Here is a 16,710-nt window from a genome sequence, read left to right on the forward strand (position 1 = left end):
TTTTGATTGATCCAACATCCATTATCGATAAACGTGCTGAACTGGCCGGAGACGTTTCTGTTGGCCCCTATTCGGTGATCGGCGCCGATGTGAAGATCGATTCGGGCACGGTGATCGGCTCGCACGTCGTTATCAAAGGGCCGACTTCCATTGGAAAAGACAATCGCATCTTTCAATTTTCCTCAATCGGGGAAGATCCTCAAGACAAAAAGTACGCCTCGGAGGTGACCCGGCTTGAAATTGGTGACCGTAACACGATCCGCGAGTTCACCACCATGCATAGGGGCACCCAACAGGATCAAAGCCTCACCAAGATCGGCAGCGACAATTTATTCATGGCCTATACCCATGTCGCGCATGATTGCGTGATTGGCGATCATGTCGTCATGGCCAACGGCGCCTCTTTGGCCGGACATGTCTGCTTGAACAGCCATGCGATTTTGGGCGGCTTCACGCTGGTGCACCAGTTTACTAAAATCGGTCAACACAGCTTCGCGGCAATGGGCAGCGCAATCACCCAGGATGTGCCGCCGTTCGTGATGGTCGGCGGCAAGCCCACCAAGCCTCATGGCATCAACGCGGTCGGGATGGAGCGTAACGGATTCTCGCCGGGAGACATTCGACTAATTAGAAAAGCGTATAAAATCATCTATAAGATGAATCTTCGCATGGAGGACGCGATCGACGAAATACTGATCCTTGATGGCAGCAACGCAAATTTGACCGAATTGGTCGATTTTTTGCGTCATGTCAGCCGGGGTATTTTACGCTAACCATCCCATCACCTTTTCACACCATGTTGGTTTTCCCGACATCGGAACAAGGCTTGATTGCCGGCGTTGATGAAGCAGGGCGCGGACCCTTGGCGGGTCCGGTAGTTGCAGCCGCCGTTATTCTCGACCCGGAAAGGCCGATAGACGGCTTGGCCGATTCGAAAACACTGAGTGAAAAAAAACGGCTGGCGCTTTATCAAATCATTCAGGAGAAATCACTTGCCTGGTCTGTCGCCGAAGCCGATGTCAGAGAGATCGATCAGCTAAACATTCTGCAAGCGACCCTTCTGGCCATGCAGAGGGCAGTCAACAAGTTATCAGTCCAACCGCACCGCGTGTTAATCGATGGAAATAGACTGCCGGTTTTATCCATTCCCGCCCAAGCTATCGTGCAGGGCGACAGAAATATTCCGTCCATCAGCGCCGCCTCAATCATTGCCAAGGTTCACCGCGACCAAGTCATGCATGCGTATGCAAAAGAATTTCCCGACTTTACGTTTGATCTGCACAAAGGTTATGGCACAAAGCAACACCTGTCCGAACTCGAAAAGTTCGGTCCACTGAGCATTCATCGCAAATCATTCAAGCCGGTAAAAGTTCTGCTTTAATAAAAAATGAAGAAATACTGACAACGCTTTAAGGGAACTTTGAATAAGTTGGTCGCTCATGATGTTAATTTCATAAGTACGTATGCAAAATTAACCCGGTATTTTTTAGAATGCCTTGTATAATTCATCAAGAAAAACAATGATCTGCTTGCGATTTCTGACTGGACAAATATGCATAGACACTTAACTCCAGTATGCAGCTATTGTTTAGATTACGAAATGCCGCCTTCGTTGGCCTAATCCATATTAGGCCCCATAAAGTATAAATATATTTGTAAATCAATAACTAATTTTTTATTAAATTGTAAATAGGTTTTCTTTTTCCTGTAATTTACTTGCTTTTATTTTCATCTCTATCATCATTTTACTAAAGTCCTTGAATACCTGACCATTTGGAACACGAACTCCCAAGTTGTACCTTGGAGAGCGAAAATGCCATATAGGGCATGCCATCGCACCTTCTAATAAAATACACAAATTTTCAATGTCAACTTTGTCTTCCCAGTCTACTGTTTGGAGCAGCATTTTTTTACATGCAAAATAATCATCGAAAATCTTATTTAGAATAGTGTTGCAATGTGATATAGCACTCATCATATTAATTCCACTATCTTTCATTTCGGAGATAACCACATTAAGTTTAATTCCATCCCGATACTCCTTTGCACAGGACAATATGTCATTTGCAAATGTGACATATTGAGTTGTAAGGCGCCAGCATAATTGAAAACCAATATATTTTTGCCAATAAAAATCACTATCTATATTTGCATTAGCACTGTTCATTCCATGAGACCAAGACATACCAGTCACCCACTCCCGGAGATACAATGTTGAGAGTGAACTCAATCTTACACCATTCGTGACAGCGCTTTCCAGGATGGTAGATTGAAAATATGCTTGGAAATATCTATGCATTTGCGCGTTATATCTAAAAGGCGCATGCTTTTCAAATACATCGGCAATTATCTGTATAGCAACTACCTTGTTATAAGCTTTTTCGGCTTCTTTATTAATTTCAAAAAAATTCTGTAAAGTTTTATCTTTGTTATCACGCAGATAGTCTATCATGACAAACAACTGATTTTTTATATCTAAAATGTATTCAATATCTCCAGTTTCAGCAATATCATCATAAATAAATACTGCCTTGAATAAGATAGCAATATATAGCCCATTTTCATATACGTATTTATCGCCAAGCACTCTCGTCATTGGCTCTACGTTTACAGGTATAACCCAACCTGATACACCCATATTTAATAGTGCATCGATATTTTTTAATTTTTTAAACCATGAGTTGCAATCATTTTCCAAACAGTCAAAATCATCCCACAAAGCCGTATTCTTGATATCGAGCATTTTCATTTTAATTTCCCCGTGTAAATGGTGAAATCTTATGGTGGCTTGAATTGCGTTATCGTATCCGTCAATTTGAAGGGATTCGACCCCAACAATATCGTATTCAGAAAGCAAGCTCATTGTGGTAGTCCTATAATGTGAATTTGGCATACTAATTAATTACACATAAAAATGACAGTTAAGTTTTAGAAAATTGATCATAGTTGCCAGTTTCATGTATAAATAAAAAACATCATCGTATTTACTGGACAAACTTGTTAATCACTTCCTGATACCTTTCCAATAAATGTTATCAACATATTTCTGTGAACCGGTGTTCCCTTTTTATTTAGAGCCTGCTCAGAAAATCATATCCTTTTGTAATATAAACTTAATTCTTCATTTTATTAACAATCATGTGCACGGTTTTTGAACAACATGCGTCAAAAACTATGCAGATTGTTTGCCAGGATTTTGAAATTTGTAAGGCCGCATCATTAAAAATCAGCCAAGGATGCATCTCACATCAATGAATTACACGCACTGATCTGTTAGTTTTATGGCCGATTGAGACTTTTTGAGTAGACTCTATTTACCTATATATCCCTTCTGATTTATTCTCATTAGAATGGACAGTAAAAACAACTTTTGTCAAATGTGAAATATCAAATTTTCGTGAATTAAAATCCTGAATGAAACGGAAACCTCATCGAGATAACGACTCTTCACGAAAATTCTTACCTGAATCCGCGCATTGATTTCATATTTATCATGTATTTCAAATAGCCAGATTACAATTGAGAATCATTTTTGGTGAATGCAATTTGCGTATATCGATCTGTTTTGCAGAGAGTTTTCGTAAAGTGAGCACGGATTCAGGTCTTACTTAAAATATATTCCCGGTCAGGAGAATACAAACTCCAACGACCCCTTCCGCCTTTTTTCGCTTCGTACATTGCCAGATCGACGTTTACCATCAAGTCTTCAACGTCTTTGCCATGTTGCGGCATTAATGCGATGCCGATGCTTGCCGAAATCAGGTATTCTTTATTACCGAACTGAAACTTGCGTTCCGCTAAACGCTGATTCAAGGAGGTTGCAAATGCCTCTACGCCGATCCTGCCTGTCGTCGGCATCAGCACGGCAAACTCATCGCCGCCCAATCGGGCGATCAAGTCCGATTTACGCGCGCGCGCGCGGAGTTCATTCGCAAAAATGACCAGCAACGCATCGCCGGCCGCATGACCGCTGGTATCGTTGATGGTCTTGAAATAATCCAGATCAAGCAACAGCAGCGCACTGGGATTGCCGCTGCGAACCGAGTCGGCAAAACTTCTTTCGAGCTCTTCATGAAAGCGAAGCCTATTCGCCAGACCCGTCAAGGGGTCGTGGTTCGCCAGCCAGCGGCTGCGATTTTCAGCGACGATTCGGTCGGTCGCATCCATGCCGACAGACAGGACCACTGCGTCATCCTGATGCGAGGAACCCAGAAAGGTGTGTATCCAGATGATATGACGTATTTCACCGCTCGCGTCGATAATCGAACCTTCGTGTTCGAGACGGCGAACGGAAGGCGAGAATAGATTGATCCGGTTACTCATATATCGCTCCTTGTCTTCGTCGCCTTCGAGCAGATCGACAAACGAACTTTTCCTGAGCTGTTCAGGCGAGCGCCCTAGCACCTGCGTCATGTATCGATTGACCGTATGCAGTCTGCCGTCGGAGGTCTGCGTCAAAATCATCACCTGTACGCTGTCCAGAATACCCTGGATGAAGTCTCTATCGGCAGCTAAAGCTAACTGGGTTTCCTCGATTTGATGCGTCAAATCGATCGAAGTCTCATAAAGAATATCGATTTCATCGCGTTTGTTGGGGAAACGGCCGCGCAGATCGAATGCCTGGTAGGCCTCCTGGTAGCCGCCACGCGCAACCAACGGCAAGGTTTTCGCCAAATGGCTCAGACGCTGCAACGGTTTGCGCAGCAGCATAAACAAAAACACTTCAGCCAACAGCAACGACCCCAGCACCAACAAAATGCTGTTCCGGTTGGATTGCTCCAATGCTGAAGTGGCTTTGGTGACATCGGAAATGAACACCAAATAACCGTTAGCTCCGTCAATGATGTGCTTTAGCGGAACGACATTGAAAACATAGAAGCTGTTCTTCCATGGCAACCAAGCATCGGCAGGAATATCCTCAGGCGACGCAAATCGTTCGGACAGGCTCCCAATGAAAGGTTTCAACACTGAAGCATGGGTCAAGGCCGCCGTGTACACCCCCCACCCAGGAAAAGCCTGTTCAGTCTTCTCGCGGCTTGCCGGAATCAAGATGCCGATGTCGACGCCAGTTGCAATTGAAAACTCCACGACCAAATCGGTGATTCGTTGACTCATGCCAATGAATCCGACATGCTCGCCATCCGCCAGCAACGGCATCACCGTGTTCAATCCACATTGAGACTGGCAATCCAAAGCTTCTGACGGCTGCTCGTTCTGTATCGCATGGCGTAATGCTTCCGACATCGACTGCGACGAAACGGCGCTGCTGCTGTCCGGAGACCAATTCCAGCGAATCACTCCTTGTTTATCGAAAATAATGATTCTTTCAACATCCAATTCATAGCGCACGCTGGAAAACTTTTGTTCCAGTTCGCCGGATTGAATCAGGCCTCCGTGCTTTTTCAAGTGCTCGGACAAATCGCCCAGCGAGGCGATCACGATGCTGAGCCGTTGCAACCTGTCAACCGAATGTTTTATCATACCTTCGAACTCAGCGCTCCAGGCAGCCTGACTCTGCGCATGCTGAATTTTCACCTGCACCTCGAGGTACCAGTAACTCAGCGCGCCGAATGCAATGCCCAAGGAAAGTAGCAATAAACTCAGCGATGCCAGCCATTTGCGATGTAGACTGGCGAAGCGGGGCTTATGCCTGACTTTACGGAAACCAACACTCATTCAAAACCGAAAAGACAGCATCGCGGTCAACAAACTAAAGTGTGACGTGGCGTCAGGATTAGTTGAAAGCGTAGGATTATCCGTCTCATTCAACCAAGCGGTGCCATTCACGTAATGATAATCAGCCGCCAACAAAAAATTGCGCGCGAATTCCCAGCGCACACCAGCAGTAAGGTCCCTCGCGTAAAAACGATGAGGCGCTACCCTACCACCAGTCAATTGCGACATCTCTTTACCATCTCGATCGTCGCGGTTGAGATGAAATACATCATAACGAAGTACTGCCGAGAAATTAGTTGTAAATCGGTATTCGCCCTGAACATAGAAGTTTTCGGATGTATTTTTTTTCCAGGTAGGCAAGTTTTGTAACTGCGAAGAATAGCCGCTGCGTTGGCTATCGATCCAACCATATTCGGCAGTCAACGACCATAGCTCCGCATTATACTGTGCCGAAAATAACGGGTAGGTCATTTTGGTATTACCGTTTTGATAAAACGTATTCAATGACTGAAAATCCCGATCAAGATCGACGACAGAAAACATCAATTTTCCTCTTCCGCCCATCCATTCATAAAAAGTTCTTCCTATAAGCAATGGGCGTCCACCCAAACTGCCCTCCGCCTTGGGAAAAAACGAAGGAATACCCGTCTCAAAAGCAGTCACTCCACCTGTATTGTCTTGTGGATCGACAGCCAGAAACTCCCATCCAAACCTGTTCTCGCCATGGGTATAGCGACCATAGACGACTCCTCCATCACCAGCAATCATCCCCCGACGAAAGGCAAGCGTATCAAAATAAATGGACTGAGGTAATAAAACGGAAGGTCGAGTCCACAAGACATCACGGGTATCATTATATAAACCGAACGGAATCTTGACTCGGCCGCCGCGAACACCGAGAACTAATGAAGAATCCAAAAACGGATGGCTATAATCGGCCTGAGCAAAATCGAGCCAAACTTTTTCTCTTTCCGAGCCTCCCGTATCACGATATATACCTTGCGCGGAAATTAGTAAATTCGGCATCAATTTCACGGAAGTATTCAGTCCCATCTCTCTAAAATCCAGACTGACATCGCGGCTCGTTCCGAAAACCTGATTATGATCGGTATAAGTCGCGCCCTGACCTGCAAAACCATGCACCTGTACTTTGCCTTCCAGCCATTCCAGCGCCAATGCTTCCGCTGGCATCAGCATGTTTAATGCGGAACAAAGGATCATCGGAGCTACTCTGCCGAGACGAAGACTGCGTTTAACTGATCTCATCAATTATCTCCGTATTTTTTATCTGTATAGCCGATGGAACCTGGAGTTGATTCGATACGAGCACGCATCTCTTCTTCAGATTCAACCGTGGTCGGTGACACGCCGGTTCCCGAAAACACCAAACGATCCCAGGCCGAACGCAGTTGGAAAGGATAAACTCCCAAAATTTCTTTAGCGAAGCGAATATGCAGGGGGTGGTTGTCGGGAAGCACGAATACATGAATAGGAGAGCCGTCAGGCCAAGAGCTCAGGCGCATGAAGAATATTTCGCGCACCATTTCGGTCGTCAATTGTTTGACACTGTGACTGGAATCCAACAAGCGGACTTTTGAATCATCCGCATGCAGGGTCATATTTGGGAACAGCATGATTGCTGATAAAACGACTGCTCTGCGCAAATTGAGCAACCCAAGAAAAATCCCCAGGAGGGCTTCAGTTATCAAACGCGCCGCGGCGGCGTTAGCGATAAACCACCTGGAGCTATGCTGCTGCATTGTGATTCCGCAATGAATAAGCTGGCACCAACGAACCTAGCGTCAATATTCGGCAATGTAACTTCAAAAATTGCCGCGCGGATGCTGAAAATATTAAAAATAAATTGCTCGGTTTGTAGCAATCAGCAATCCCAGGACCCCTTGAAATGATCCGCGCGCCAGTACGATGCATGCATCCGTGCATTAGGGTGTGTCTCATTTCATCATTGAAAGGTGAATAGCCATCGTATTTCATAACCACAAATATAGCACAACCTCGTATTTGTATAAGTTGCTGAGAACAATCCCACATTCCTTGTTCGACCGAAATGTTTTTGCGGCAAAGCAGCGATCCGTTTTTAATACGATTTGCAATAAGAAATCCGAACAAGTCCAGACCTAAGCTCGATCAAACCTCACTTTATTATGGGGAGAGTCTTTAATCGTTAACCGACATTTCAGCGACCGAAAAATGAAGACGCTTTCACCCGTAGGCATCGAATGAAAGCGAAGATGGGAAGAAAAACCTATTTGATTTGCCCGATGATCCCATCGAGCTCTTCCAGACTGGAATAGGCGATGATCAGTTTGCCCGCGCCGTTTTTTTTATGATCTATCGAAACCTTGGCGCCCAAACGCGAAGTTAGATCTTCCTGTAACCGCAGAGTATCCCGGTCGATGATCTTGACAGTTTCTAGCTTGATTGTAGGAGATTGAAGCGCTTTAACCAGCCGTTCGGCGGCCCTGACTGTCAAACCTTCCTTGTCGATTTTATGGGCGGCCGCGACCTGTTTCTGTCCTTCCAGGCCTAGCAGGGCACGCGCATGGCCCATTTCGATGTGTTTGCTCAGCAGCAGTTTTTTGACTTCGGGATGCAAATCCAAAAGCCGCAGCAAATTGGTCACGGTCACCCGCGATTTGCCGACCGCATCCGCAATCTGCTGATGCGTCATGTCGAATTCGTCGAGCAGGCGCGCCAAGGCCTCCGCTTCTTCGAGCGGATTCAAATCCTCACGCTGAATATTTTCGATCAACGCGACCGCCATCGCGGTGCGGTCGTCGATGTCCTTGATCACCACCGGAACTTCATGCAATCCGGCCAGTTGCGCCGCGCGCCAGCGTCTCTCGCCGGCAACGATCTCATATTTTTCACTGTCGAGCCGGCGCACCACGACTGGCTGGATCACGCCCTGAGCCTTGATCGAATCGGCCAGTTCCTGCAACTTTTCCGGATTGATATCTTTGCGCGGCTGGAATTTGCCGCGCTGCAGAAACTCGATCGGCAAGGTTTGCTCGGCATGCGAAGGGAGTGAAGAAGGTGTTGCTTCCGCTTTGGTTATTGAAACATCCCCGAGCAACGCATCGAGGCCGCGACTTAATCCACGTTTTTTTATCGACATGCGTTATCGTTTCTCTTTTCTTAACATTTCGCCGGCCAGCGCGATATACGCTAACGCACCGCGCGAGGTTCTGTCGTAGAGCAACACCGGCAATCCGTGACTCGGCGCTTCGGCGAGTCTAATATTTCTCGGCACGCAGGTTCTGAACACTTTGTCGCCGAAATATTCGACCAATTGTTCCGATACGTCCTTGGTCAGGCGACTGCGATCGTCAAACATGGTCCTTAAAATGCCTTCCAGATGCAGTTCAGGATTGACCGTGTCCTGAATGCTTTTGACCGTGCTCATCAGCGCCGACAGACCTTCCAGGGCATAATATTCGCATTGCATCGGAATCAGCACGCTGTCCGCCGCGACCAGCGCATTCAGGGTCAGCATGTTCAACGACGGCGGACAGTCGATCAGAATATAGTCATATTGCGCCTTGATCGGCAGCAATACCTCGGCCAGCCGCCGCTCCCGGCGCTCGGCGTCCATCAGCGCGACTTCCGCAGCGGTCAAGTCGCCGTTGCCGGCGATCACCGAGAAGCCGAGCCCAGGCACTTTGATCACGGTTTGTTCGGCCGGCACTTCTTCCAGCAGCAAGTGATAACTTGAATAGGGAACCTTCTCTTTATCGACGCCGCAGCCCATCGCCGCATTGCCTTGCGGATCGAGGTCCACGAGCAACACACGGCGTTTGGCGGCCGCCAATGACGCCGTCAGATTGACGCTGGTCGTCGTCTTGCCGACGCCGCCTTTTTGATTCGTTACCGCAATAACTTTTGTCACACTTTATCCTTCAGAAATCGCTTCGCTTTCAATGATCACCACGCAACGCTCCGCCTCGACGCCTGGCGTGTTGAGTGGAATAACGGACGATTTTACCTTAACTTCCGCCAGTTCATCCTGCGGATTTTGTCCTTTCATCGCCAACAGCACGCCTTGCTTGCTCAGTAAATGCGCCGCGATCTGCATGATCGCCGGCATGGCGGCAAAGGCGCGGGTAATCACGGTATCGAATTTTTGCGCGGGGCGAAAGGCTTCCACCCTGCTATGGCGCACTTCGACATTGTGCAGTTTCAATTCCAACACCGTCTGCTGTACGAATCGCGTTTTTTTCGCATTACTGTCGAGCAGGGTAAATTGCGTTTCGGGCAAAAAAATTGCCAGCGGGATGCCTGGCAAACCGGCGCCGGTGCCGATATCGATCACGCGCGTCCCTTTGATATAGGGCAGAACGGCCAGGCTATCCAGAAGATGCAATCGGGCCATGTCTTCGCTGTGCCGGATCGCGGTCAGATTATAAGCCTTGTTCCATTTTTCGATCAGCTTCAGAAAGGCGAGCAACCGCCCGATTTGCTCTTCGGTCCACACAACATGCAGAGTATCGAGACCGATTTCCAGAATATGTCGGCAAGACTCCATTAGGCGCTTTTCTTTTTCAGATAGACCAACAGCAGGGAAATCGCCGCCGGAGTGATGCCCGGAATCCGCGAGGCTTGACCCAAGGTTTCCGGCCGCTGTTTGCGCAGTTTCTCGCTGACTTCGTTCGAAAGCCCAGGCACACCGGTGTAATCGAGCGTTTCCGGCAGGCGTAAGTGATCATAGCGTAGCGCGCGGTCGATCTCGGTCTGCTGGCGAACGATATATCCCGCATATTTTGCCTGAATTTCGACCTGTTCGCCGACTTGTTCCGGCACTTCCGCGCCTTTGTCGTAAAAGGACAATAACCGAGCGACATCGACATCCGGCCGGCGCAGCATCTCCAACAGATTCACTTCTTTCTGAATCGGCTTGCCCCAGTAGGCTTCGGCCGTAGCCGCAAACTCGGTGTCCGGCCGGATCCATTGTTTTTTCAAGCGTTCCTGCAATTCTCCTATCGCGCTTTGTTTTTCTTCAAACGCACGCCAGCGCTCGTCATCGACTAGACCCAAGGCGCGACCCTGCGCAGTCAACCGCAGATCGGCATTGTCTTCGCGCAGTTGCAGACGGTATTCGGCGCGACTGGTAAACATCCGGTACGGCTCCTGGGTGCCACGCGTGATCAAATCGTCGATCATCACGCCGATATAGGCTTCGTCGCGGCGCGGACACCAGCTTTCCAGATCTTGCACCAAGCGCGCCGCATTCAAGCCGGCGATCAGACCTTGCGCGGCCGCCTCTTCATAGCCAGTCGTGCCGTTGATCTGGCCGGCAAAGAACAGGCCATTCATGTGTTTGGTTTCAAGCGAGGTTTTCAAATCGCGCGGGTCGAAGAAATCGTATTCGATCGCATAACCGGGGCGCACGATTTCGGCATTTTCGAAGCCGTGCATCGAACGCACGAATTCGTATTGCACATCAAACGGCAGGCTGGTCGAGATGCCGTTCGGATAAATCTCGTGCGTATCGAGGCCTTCCGGCTCGACAAATATCTGATGAGTGTCGCGGTCCGCGAAGCGCACGATCTTGTCCTCGATCGACGGGCAATAGCGCGGGCCGATACCCTCGATGATGCCCGAATACAACGGCGAACGGTCGAGCCCCGAACGGATGATGTCGTGCGTTTTCGGATTGGTGCGGGTGATATAGCAGGGAATCTGCCGCGGATGCTGCGCGCGTTTGCCGAGGAACGAAAACACCGGCACCGGATCGTCGCCGTGCTGTTCTTCGAGCTTGCCGAAATCGATCGTGCGGCCGTCGATGCGCGGCGGTGTGCCGGTTTTTAGGCGATCGACCCGAAACGGCAATTCGCGCAGCCGGCTTGCCAAGGCAATAGATGCCGCATCGCCGGCGCGCCCGCCGCTATAGTTTTCCAAGCCGATATGAATCTTGCCGCCCAAAAACGTGCCGGCCGTCAACACGACCGCCCGCGCCATGAAGCTCAAGCCCATCTCGGTTTTGACGCCGACGACTGTATCGCCTTGTACAATCAAATCCGCAACCGTTTGCTGGAACAACGCTAGATTTGGATGATTTTCGAGCATGTGGCGCACCGCCTGCTTATAAAGCTTGCGGTCGGCCTGGGCGCGCGTGGCTCGGACCGCAGGGCCTTTGCTTGCGTTCAGAATCCGAAACTGGATACCGCCAAGATCGATCGCCCGCGCCATGCCGCCGCCCAACGCGTCGATCTCTTTGACCAGATGCCCCTTGCCGATGCCGCCGATAGCGGGATTGCAGCTCATCTGACCGAGCGTTTCGATATTCTGCGTCAGCAGCAGCGTTTTCACGCCGCAACGGGCCGCCGCCAACGCGGCTTCGGTACCGGCATGGCCGCCGCCGACCACGATCACATCAAAATCTTTTTTGAATTTCACGACTGTATTCTTATCAAACGGGCTGTTATAGTACTCTGTCAAGCCAAACACGGCAGACGTCCCACTATTATAAGAGGTAAACGATGAAAAAACGTAGAAATTTGAACGAAATAGATTACGTTCAGCGCCTGAATCCTGTCGCCAAGCATGCGCACCGGTTTAACAAGGCGAAGGTCTTTGACGACAAAAGCCAATATCGCCGTAAAGCAAAGCACTCCAAACAAGAGGCTTTTCCAAGAATTCTCGACAGAATTCTTCGCAAAGCCTCTTGCATTAGCTTCTCCAATGCAGTACGGAAGCTATCGGTTGCTCACCGACTTTCCGATGGTTCGATCATTCCCGAACCACATTTAGCACACAGATAAAAAACAATCTTTAATCCAAAATCCGCAAACTTGATCGTAGAAGGTATATCATGCGTTCGCCCCGAATATTTTCATCAGCCTGGATTAAGCGCGGTTTTTTTGATCGGTTTTGTATTGCCGGCCATGCTATTGGACATGAAAACGGTATCGGTTAGGAGGAAATATGAATTCTTACAAACATATATTATTGGCGGTGGATTTTTTCGACCAGCAAACCCTTGTCGCCGAACGCGCGAAGGATCTGGCGGAGCGTTATGGCGCCAAGCTCAGCGCCATCCATGTGGTCGATACGTTGCCGATTGCCGATCCGGCGAATGACGTGCTGGTGCCGTTCGAAATGGATTTGTCTCAGGAATTTATCGCGCTTGGTAGAAAAAAACTGGCCGACCTGGCTTCGACATTGGCGATTCCGGAAGCACAGACCTGGCTGGAAACCGGCAGCCCGAAACAGGAAATCATTCGTATCGCCGAAGAAAATGCGGTCGATTTGATCGTGGTCGGCTCACACGGGCGACATGGTCTGGCGCTATTGTTGGGTTCCACCGCGAACGGCGTCTTGCACCATGCCAGTTGCGATGTGCTCGCGGTACGCTTGCACAAACCATAAAATGCAAATACATCAGGTAGCCGCCGATCAGCACTCCTGCGGCGGCATTTCACATCAAGGTAGGGGAAAATGAGAGGAAAAATTGCGAGTTTCGATCCCGAAGCTGGGGCCGGCTTGATCGACAGCGAAGGGCAAACATATCCGTTTGCATTAGAGGACTGGACTGACGGTGTGCCGCCCGAAGATGGCGACGATATCCGCTTCGGCCTGGAAGACGGTAAGGCCGTGCGCGTGGCTCTAGTCGGAGTTTCTCTTGAAGAACCCAAGGCCGTCAAATACAAATATCTGGCAGGAGCGCTTTCGTTGCTGCTGGGTTGGGCAGGACTCGGAAGAATTTATTTGGGATATTATCGGATAGGCATTTACCAAATCCTGTTGACAGCCATTTTGGTGCGCGCCGGCTTTATTCCATTTGCTCCGCAATGGGGTTTTATCGAGGCGGCCTTACTGTTTTCTGGCAATATGAACAAGGATGCGAAAGGACGCCCTTTAAAATAAGCGGTCCGATTTTTTGGGAGTTAAGGCTGTATCGGCCATGCAATTTCCTCCTTAACTCCCAATGCCCCGACTGTATGCCTTACATACATCCCCTCTGAACAAACCTTAGGCCCCTGATTCTTTTTCGAAGCGCATCCCGATGAACGAGCAACGCCTAACCTAAGCCACAAGCTTCATTCAAAGATTTTGTATAATCCGTCCAACACTAGCGAATTCGGGCTGACTATCCCGATCACCTTGCGGTCTTCGATCACCGGCGCCCGGACCAGATCGTAGTGCGCGAACAGCCGCGAACAATAGCGGATATCCATCTCCGGATGCACCGAGATGACTGGTTTAGTCATGATTTCATAGACATTGACCCGGTCAGGCGCCCGGTCCTTGGCCAGCACATGACGGGCGATGTCGCCGCAGTTGATCAGTCCGTATTCGTCATCCTCATGGCGCTTGTTCACGATCAGCACCGCAGTTTGCATGGCCTTCATTTTCTTCAGCGCCTCGGCGACGGTCGCAATGCCATCGATAGTGCCGAAATCGGTTTTCATCACGTCCTTGACGCGGATAATAATGCGGTTGTTCATATGGTGTCCTCCAACTCTTGTTTTAATACTTCAACCTGATGCATTACGCCGATCGCGTCCTCGACATCGATCTGGATCGCAATGCCAGTGCCGGGTTTGTTGTCGAAATCGGCGACGCTGGCGATTCTCTCCAGGATGTGGCGGCTGATGTGCTCCTCGACCAGCATTAACACTACATCGCGTTGTGCCTCGAGCGTCAGGCCGAAGAAGGTTTTCGATTGTTTCATGCCTTCACCGCGGGCGTTGTTGATCACGGTCGCGCCTTTAGCGCCGCATTGACGGGCCGTATCGAGCACCAGCTCGGTTTTGTCGTCATCGACGAAAACAAGGATCAGTTTGAAATGCATGGAGTACCTCAGGATTTGGATGAAAGACGGGACTTATTGAGCCATTGCGCGATTTGCGCATAACCCAGCACGGCGATGATCGGAAAGAGACTCGCGAAGGCGATCAGGCCGAAGCCGTCCACCAACGGATTGCGGCCGGGTACCGCTTCGGCCAGTCCCAGGCCGAGCGCGGTAATCATCGGCACGGTGACCATTGATGTGGTGACCGCGCCTGAATCGTAGGCCAGACCGAGAATCAGTTTGGGGGCAAAGCGGGTCTGAATCATCACGACGAGATAGCCGCCAAGGATGAATAGATAGAACTCGGAGCCGGTCACGATGCGAAAAACGCCGAGGGCGATGCCGAAACCTACGCCGAGCGCGACCGAAAGTCGTAAGCCCCAGGCCCGGATCGTGCCCCCTGAAATTTTCTCGGCTTTCAACGCGACCGCAAGCAAGGAGGGTTCGGCCAGAGCTGTCGCAAAACCGATGCTGGCGGCGAAAATATAAATCCAGAAATAAGCCTGCCAGGAGATCGATTCATCCAGCACGGCGACGCCTAAAAACTCTGCCGTAGTCAACTGCGAGGCCATCAGATCGCCGAGAGGAAACAACGCCATATCCAGACCCTTCAGAAAAAACACGATGCCGAGCAAGACCGAAATAAAACCGATCAGAATTTTTCTCGGATGTGCGATCGGCCGGCGAATGACCAGCAATTGAAAGCCGATGATGGTCGCGGCGATCGGTAACACATCCCGGCAGGTTGCCAGCAGTGTCATCGCAAACTGCATCAGTTCGTCGATCATAATACCGCCATTCCGTAAGCCATCACGAAAATGATCGGCATCAATGCCGCAAAGACCACCAGACCAAAACCATCGGTCATCGGATTGCGGCCCTTGATCGCGGTCGCCAGGCCGACGCCGAGCGCGGTGACCAACGGCACGGTAATGCTGGATGTCGCAATGCCGCCCGCATCATAGGCGATACCGATGATTTCTTTCGGCGCAAACGGCGTCATCACGGCCACCCATAAATAGCCGATCAAAACCGGAGCATACACCGGCCAGCCGCGGATGATCCGCAATACGCCAATGATCAGCGCGATGCCGATCGACAGCGCGACGGTCACGCGCAGGCCGAGCGCATAGTCGGCTTTCGCCGTCTCGCTCGCGTCGATGCTGTTGCCCTGACTGGCGATGTCCGCGGCTTTTTGGGCGGCGGCGACCAGCGCCGGCTCGGCGATTGCGGCGCTAAAGCCAAAACAAAAGGCAAACAGCAGCAACCAAAATAAACTGCCTTTGCGGGCAAAGTCATACGCGATGTCCTCGCCGAGCGGGAACAGACTGAGTTCCAGCCCCTGTACAAACAGGGTCAGGCCGATAATTAAAAACAGCGAGCCCGAGATCAAATCAGCCAGATTGGGCAACGGTTGTTTGATGATCAACAGTTGAAAGATCAGCACGACTGCAAAAATCGGCGCCAAATCCCGGCAACTGCCCAGAAGGTATTTGATGAAACGATTATTGAGCATGCACGACCCTGGTTTTACAATCGATTCATTGTATATGAAAGCCGTCGTACAACGCTATCACTCCCCTTAATTTGACAGCAGCGATCGCCGAGAAAATAGTGCTACGCCCCTAATGTTTGAATTCATTTGCCTCGAGCTTGTCAGAACAATAGGTTTGATAAGCAATTCGAGAGTCCCGGCCCGAACAGAGTTAAGGCGGCAAAGTACGATGCGGCTCCTTCGCTCCCAGCAGAGACTACTCGAACAGCGCCCCCGAGAGTAAAATACCACCATCACCCATTCCGATAATCCAAATACCCACCATCGAGGCCCCCATGAACAAAATGATCATCAGCCTGATTTTAGGCTGCAGCACATCCTTGGCTGCTGTTGCCGAAACCGGGCAAGCAAGCCCTGAAACTCCGGCTCAAGCCGCCGCTCCCCAACCCGAGGCAGGCAAACATCGCGGCATCAAGCTGAAACAACTGAGCGAGGAACTCGGCCTCAGCACAGAGCAGGAATCCAAAATCAAGTCGCTTTTCAAAAAGCATAAACAAAAAATCAAGGAAGTCCGTGAAGAAGGCAAGGAAGAGATCAAAGACACGCTGACGCCTTCGCAAAAGCTCAAGCTGTATCAACTGAAAGAGAAAAATAGCGAGAAAATCAAGGCGCTGAAAGAAACACTCAAGGGAGAAGAAAACAAACTGTAAGCTTTTTGTCTATT

General features: G+C 49.8%; 18 protein-coding genes. 6 read left to right on the forward strand and 12 right to left on the reverse strand.

What is annotated here, in order from left to right:
- Positions 1-2 precede the first annotated feature (2 nt).
- Together lpxA and rnhB are read left to right on the forward strand one after the other, a co-directional pair.
- Entirely contained in the window at positions 3-773 is a 771-nt protein-coding gene (gene lpxA / locus U2W12_RS10060; protein ID WP_326500549.1) for an acyl-ACP--UDP-N-acetylglucosamine O-acyltransferase, read from the forward strand.
- Between the two features lie 23 nt (positions 774-796).
- Positions 797-1,381: a ribonuclease HII gene (gene rnhB / locus U2W12_RS10065; protein WP_326500550.1), complete on the forward strand. Its 585-nt coding sequence runs from the start codon at positions 797-799 to the stop codon at positions 1,379-1,381.
- Between the two features lie 297 nt (positions 1,382-1,678).
- Here the strand turns inward: rnhB and U2W12_RS10070 are convergent, their stop codons facing one another.
- The 8 genes from U2W12_RS10070 to mnmG form a co-directional block, all read right to left on the reverse strand.
- The gene (locus tag U2W12_RS10070; protein WP_326500551.1) at positions 1,679-2,863 is read right to left on the reverse strand and encodes a hypothetical protein; all 1,185 of its coding nucleotides are present in this window, start codon (positions 2,861-2,863) and stop codon (positions 1,679-1,681) included.
- 734 nt (positions 2,864-3,597) lie between these two features.
- Positions 3,598-5,676, reverse strand: coding sequence for a diguanylate cyclase (locus U2W12_RS10075; RefSeq protein ID WP_326500552.1), 2,079 nt, complete (start codon positions 5,674-5,676; stop codon positions 3,598-3,600).
- Complete coding sequence (locus tag U2W12_RS10080) at positions 5,677-6,942, reverse strand: hypothetical protein (RefSeq protein ID WP_326500553.1); 1,266 nt, start codon at positions 6,940-6,942, stop codon at positions 5,677-5,679. It abuts the gene before it with no gap.
- The gene (locus U2W12_RS10085; protein ID WP_326500554.1) at positions 6,942-7,436 is read right to left on the reverse strand and encodes a hypothetical protein; all 495 of its coding nucleotides are present in this window, start codon (positions 7,434-7,436) and stop codon (positions 6,942-6,944) included. Before U2W12_RS10085 ends, U2W12_RS10080 begins: the two co-directional genes overlap by 1 nt.
- A gap of 506 nt (positions 7,437-7,942) precedes the next feature.
- Positions 7,943-8,815 carry a ParB/RepB/Spo0J family partition protein gene (locus tag U2W12_RS10090; protein ID WP_326500555.1) on the reverse strand — a complete coding sequence of 291 codons (873 nt, stop codon included), beginning with the start codon at positions 8,813-8,815 and terminating at the stop codon, positions 7,943-7,945.
- A 3-nt stretch (positions 8,816-8,818) separates the two neighbouring features.
- A complete protein-coding gene (locus tag U2W12_RS10095) occupies positions 8,819-9,586 on the reverse strand; it encodes an AAA family ATPase (protein WP_326500556.1) in 768 nt (255 codons plus the stop codon).
- A 3-nt stretch (positions 9,587-9,589) separates the two neighbouring features.
- Positions 9,590-10,222, reverse strand: coding sequence for a 16S rRNA (guanine(527)-N(7))-methyltransferase RsmG (gene rsmG, locus U2W12_RS10100; RefSeq protein ID WP_326500557.1), 633 nt, complete (start codon positions 10,220-10,222; stop codon positions 9,590-9,592).
- Positions 10,222-12,093, reverse strand: a complete 1,872-nt coding sequence (gene mnmG, locus U2W12_RS10105; protein ID WP_326500558.1) for a tRNA uridine-5-carboxymethylaminomethyl(34) synthesis enzyme MnmG — start codon at positions 12,091-12,093, stop codon at positions 10,222-10,224. Before mnmG ends, rsmG begins: the two co-directional genes overlap by 1 nt.
- A gap of 83 nt (positions 12,094-12,176) precedes the next feature.
- Here mnmG and U2W12_RS10110 point away from each other — a divergent pair, with 83 nt between their 5' ends.
- From U2W12_RS10110 to U2W12_RS10120, 3 genes are all read left to right on the forward strand, one after another.
- Complete coding sequence (locus U2W12_RS10110; RefSeq protein ID WP_326500559.1) at positions 12,177-12,458, forward strand: hypothetical protein; 282 nt, start codon at positions 12,177-12,179, stop codon at positions 12,456-12,458.
- Between the two features lie 163 nt (positions 12,459-12,621).
- Entirely contained in the window at positions 12,622-13,065 is a 444-nt protein-coding gene (locus U2W12_RS10115) for a universal stress protein (RefSeq protein WP_326500560.1), read from the forward strand.
- A 69-nt stretch (positions 13,066-13,134) separates the two neighbouring features.
- Positions 13,135-13,563 (forward strand): NINE protein, encoded by a 429-nt coding sequence (locus U2W12_RS10120; RefSeq protein WP_326500561.1) that lies wholly within the window; start codon positions 13,135-13,137, stop codon positions 13,561-13,563.
- Positions 13,564-13,736: 173 nt separating this feature from the next.
- On the opposite strand, the gene U2W12_RS10125 is transcribed toward U2W12_RS10120, so the two are convergent.
- Genes U2W12_RS10125 through U2W12_RS10140 form a run of 4 tightly spaced genes read right to left on the reverse strand, consistent with a single transcriptional unit; the run spans position 13,737 to position 16,007 of the window.
- Positions 13,737-14,144 carry a CBS domain-containing protein gene (locus tag U2W12_RS10125; protein ID WP_326500562.1) on the reverse strand — a complete coding sequence of 136 codons (408 nt, stop codon included), beginning with the start codon at positions 14,142-14,144 and terminating at the stop codon, positions 13,737-13,739.
- Positions 14,141-14,491, reverse strand: a complete 351-nt coding sequence (locus tag U2W12_RS10130; protein ID WP_326500563.1) for a P-II family nitrogen regulator — start codon at positions 14,489-14,491, stop codon at positions 14,141-14,143. Before U2W12_RS10130 ends, U2W12_RS10125 begins: the two co-directional genes overlap by 4 nt.
- Positions 14,492-14,499: 8 nt before the next feature.
- Positions 14,500-15,279, reverse strand: a complete 780-nt coding sequence (locus U2W12_RS10135; protein WP_326500564.1) for a DUF1538 domain-containing protein — start codon at positions 15,277-15,279, stop codon at positions 14,500-14,502.
- The gene (locus U2W12_RS10140) at positions 15,276-16,007 is read right to left on the reverse strand and encodes a DUF1538 domain-containing protein (RefSeq protein WP_326500565.1); all 732 of its coding nucleotides are present in this window, start codon (positions 16,005-16,007) and stop codon (positions 15,276-15,278) included. The genes U2W12_RS10135 and U2W12_RS10140 overlap by 4 nt, the downstream gene beginning before the upstream one ends.
- 314 nt (positions 16,008-16,321) lie before the next feature.
- On the opposite strand from U2W12_RS10140, the gene U2W12_RS10145 reads away from it, so the two are divergent.
- A complete protein-coding gene (locus U2W12_RS10145) occupies positions 16,322-16,696 on the forward strand; it encodes a hypothetical protein (protein ID WP_326500566.1) in 375 nt (124 codons plus the stop codon).
- Positions 16,697-16,710: the final 14 nt, after the last annotated feature.

It is taken from the genome of Methylomicrobium sp. Wu6 (assembly GCF_035916875.1).
GTDB lineage: Bacteria > Pseudomonadota > Gammaproteobacteria > Methylococcales > Methylomonadaceae > Methylomicrobium.

Bases quoted from the DNA above. Each gene is read 5' to 3' on its own strand.
- rnhB (WP_326500550.1), top strand. From the start codon at position 797: ATGTTGGTTTTCCCGACATCGGAACAAGGCTTGATTGCCGGCGTTGAT.
- U2W12_RS10125 (WP_326500562.1), bottom strand. From the start codon at position 14,144: ATGAACAACCGCATTATTATCCGCGTCAAGGACGTGATGAAAACCGAT.
- U2W12_RS10080 (WP_326500553.1), bottom strand. From the start codon at position 6,942: ATGAGATCAGTTAAACGCAGTCTTCGTCTCGGCAGAGTAGCTCCGATG.
- U2W12_RS10145 (WP_326500566.1), top strand. From the start codon at position 16,322: ATGAACAAAATGATCATCAGCCTGATTTTAGGCTGCAGCACATCCTTG.
- U2W12_RS10120 (WP_326500561.1), top strand. From the start codon at position 13,135: ATGAGAGGAAAAATTGCGAGTTTCGATCCCGAAGCTGGGGCCGGCTTG.
- U2W12_RS10140 (WP_326500565.1), bottom strand. From the start codon at position 16,007: ATGCTCAATAATCGTTTCATCAAATACCTTCTGGGCAGTTGCCGGGAT.
- U2W12_RS10090 (WP_326500555.1), bottom strand. From the start codon at position 8,815: ATGTCGATAAAAAAACGTGGATTAAGTCGCGGCCTCGATGCGTTGCTC.
- U2W12_RS10085 (WP_326500554.1), bottom strand. From the start codon at position 7,436: ATGCAGCAGCATAGCTCCAGGTGGTTTATCGCTAACGCCGCCGCGGCG.
- U2W12_RS10110 (WP_326500559.1), top strand. From the start codon at position 12,177: ATGAAAAAACGTAGAAATTTGAACGAAATAGATTACGTTCAGCGCCTG.
- rsmG (WP_326500557.1), bottom strand. From the start codon at position 10,222: ATGGAGTCTTGCCGACATATTCTGGAAATCGGTCTCGATACTCTGCAT.
- U2W12_RS10135 (WP_326500564.1), bottom strand. From the start codon at position 15,279: ATGATCGACGAACTGATGCAGTTTGCGATGACACTGCTGGCAACCTGC.
- U2W12_RS10075 (WP_326500552.1), bottom strand. From the start codon at position 5,676: ATGAGTGTTGGTTTCCGTAAAGTCAGGCATAAGCCCCGCTTCGCCAGT.
- U2W12_RS10115 (WP_326500560.1), top strand. From the start codon at position 12,622: ATGAATTCTTACAAACATATATTATTGGCGGTGGATTTTTTCGACCAG.
- U2W12_RS10070 (WP_326500551.1), bottom strand. From the start codon at position 2,863: ATGAGCTTGCTTTCTGAATACGATATTGTTGGGGTCGAATCCCTTCAA.
- U2W12_RS10130 (WP_326500563.1), bottom strand. From the start codon at position 14,491: ATGCATTTCAAACTGATCCTTGTTTTCGTCGATGACGACAAAACCGAG.